Annotated in this window: 3 protein-coding genes; 1 reads left to right on the top strand and 2 read right to left on the bottom strand. The window is 44.5% G+C overall.

The window, feature by feature from the left end; genetic code table 11:
* Nucleotides 1-408, top strand: a 408-nt coding sequence (locus K8S15_11410) for a hypothetical protein (GenBank protein ID MCD4776641.1), incomplete at its 5' end; no start/stop codon positions are given.
* 162 nt (nt 409-570) lie between these two features.
* Here K8S15_11410 and K8S15_11405 read toward each other — a convergent pair.
* Both K8S15_11405 and K8S15_11400 read right to left on the bottom strand, forming a co-directional pair.
* The gene (locus K8S15_11405) at nt 571-747 is read right to left on the bottom strand and encodes a toast rack family protein (protein ID MCD4776640.1); all 177 of its coding nucleotides are present in this window, start codon (nt 745-747) and stop codon (nt 571-573) included.
* Nucleotides 748-795: 48 nt separating this feature from the next.
* The gene (locus K8S15_11400; GenBank protein MCD4776639.1) at nt 796-1,971 is read right to left on the bottom strand and encodes an acyltransferase family protein; all 1,176 of its coding nucleotides are present in this window, start codon (nt 1,969-1,971) and stop codon (nt 796-798) included.
* Nucleotides 1,972-2,409: the final 438 nt, after the last annotated feature.

Genomic DNA, 2,409 nt, shown 5'->3' with positions numbered 1-2,409 from the left:
ATAATTGGGTTTGTGTCAATTTGCAGTTTGTTCCTGCTGGAGCCGGGACAGTGGCTTCTTGTTGTTATTATGGTAGGTCTTACTTTACCGGTTGCATTGCTCGGCCTGTTGCTGCCGGTACGCGGGGTGCACCGACGAATTCGAGAAGCTAAACAGGCAGAGTTACAATGGACCCGGGAGAAGATACGGCAGGCCATCCCCCTACTGCACGATATATCATCGGAGGGATCGTCCAGCCAGATGGGGGATCTGGAGGCATATCGCCGTCTCATTGAAGATGTTCCTGAATGGCCCTTCCAGAGCTCGACCATTGTGAAAGTGGTGCTCTATTTACTGATCCCCATCGCGTCCTGGTTCGGCGGCCTGTTGATCGAAGGTATGGTGGAACTTGTTTGGGGTATATCATGATAATACATCGCGGACCTGGCGTATAAGAAAAGTTGGCTTTGCTCGTACCGATGACTAGTGCCAATAGCAAAGGTTTTTTAAAAATTATAATTAACAATTATGTGGATTTGAGTGGAATATATATACTGTTAAAATCACAGTTTCCGTTGCTTATGTCGATGCTCAGATCCATGGGGGTCTCATCTTGAAGACGCAAATCCCATTCGTTGCGGGCGTCAGGTCCAACTGTACCCCCACTCCAGGCTGCCGGACAACGAGTTTGCCCTGACCCCCGATCACATTGTATTTTATTTCGGGCTTCCACGCAGCAACGTTATACGTGAAGTCGGCGTTCAGCAATGTATCTGCACCGCAAAGTGCACTCAGCCATGCTTAGCTCAAAGGCAGTTATTTAGCTAGTCGTTTTTTAGGCCTCATGCCAAAGAAAAACCGCACTATATTAATGCGTCTAACGAGTAGCTCGTACAAGGCTATGATCAGAACAAAGGATACCACGCTGATAATTAGATACTTCGGTAAAATATCCATGCTCCAGCGTATGACAAACCAGGCAACAAGAAGGATAATCGTCTGATGGAATATGTAGAAGGGAAGGACCGCCTCATTGCTGTAAGCGAGTACCTTGTTATTGAAATTCAGGTACCTTGCACCCAGGCTAAGGATAAAGACAACCCAGCACCAGCTGGCAGTACTTATTACAATTTGAAAGAGTACATATATCGGGGAGAAGGACTCGCCTCCCGGGTAGCTGTAATCCAATAATCCAATTATAAAAAATGCACCACAAAAGGCAACGATCCCCAGTGCCAGGCATATCCATATATGTCTTTTAAAGCCTTCTGTAAAGCGTTTGTCGGCAGGTGTGAGATAACCTATTACAAAGAAGACCATGTAGTAGATAAAATCAGCCCAGGTACGCTCTCCTTCAAAAAGGCTTCGAAGACTGACCAGGACAAGAATAAGTGGAATCAGGAATAGAAATATGCCACCCCGACGATCGCACCATACAGCCAGTCTTTCGATTAGGAGCTGACCCTGTTCTGATTTTAGGTATAAAAGCAGTGGCAGTGTCATCAGCGAGATAAGAAAAAGATACTGGAGAAACCACAAATGACCGGAAAAAGGAATGGGCAATAAAAAAGAGGGATCATGAAGATCTTGAGAATCAATACTGACAAGACCGCTAAAATAATGCGGAATCTGCTCCCAAAAAGTGCCGGTATACCCTTCATTGGTAATGCGGTCAAAGTAAGCCTGAGGTGGTAGAAGGATAAGCATGCCTACTATATATAGAGGGATCAAAAGCCGTTTAACTCTCTCAACAAGATACTTCCCGCCGGTCCTGGATTTTAGCGAGTACCAGGAACCAACTCCAGAAAGCAGGAAGAAGAGTGGCATGATCCACGAATAAAGGAAAGCAACGAAGAGAAGCGCAATGAAACTCTGCTCGGCATTTTTTAAATGCCAGTCCAATGGATCGAAGAATCTGGTGCAGTGAAATAGGAAGATTGTCAATATCGCCAGAACCCTCAGCCAATCGATATCATACCTTCGTTCTTTCATGATTTTTCCTTCTTCAAAGCTGCTCATTTGGTATTTCAATGATAAGTTTCGCCTTTCACTTATGAAAATCTTACCTGCCTTCTCCTCTATTGAAGCTCCCTTAGCATCTCTGTAGTTTCATTAACTTTTTCCTTGCTTTCAATATCACTTTTGGCTATTTCTAAAGCTTTGTCACAGTATTCACTGACATTTCTTATAAGTTCAGCAGCTTCCTTTATCTCTTTGTCATTAGCGAAATATTGGTAGAGTCATCATATGCCCCTCTTTACTCTTCTCTTGCATCAAGTCTTTCAACTCACCCCACAAAACCCTTCTGACTCCACAACCAGCCCGACCTCCGCGTCCATCATGCCAGCCTCCCGAAGTCAACGACCCCGTTTTAGAAATAGTGCCATATGGCCAGTACTTCAGCTTTGTAAGATAAATATACACAAAACT

This window comes from Candidatus Aegiribacteria sp., from assembly GCA_021108005.1.
Classification (GTDB): domain Bacteria; phylum Fermentibacterota; class Fermentibacteria; order Fermentibacterales; family JCC-6; genus Aegiribacteria.
This window is presented reverse-complemented; position numbering and strand designations above follow the sequence as displayed.

Coding starts and splice junctions, on each gene's coding strand:
- K8S15_11400 (MCD4776639.1), bottom strand. CDS start 1,971: ATGAAAGAACGAAGGTATGATATCGATTGGCTGAGGGTTCTGGCGATA.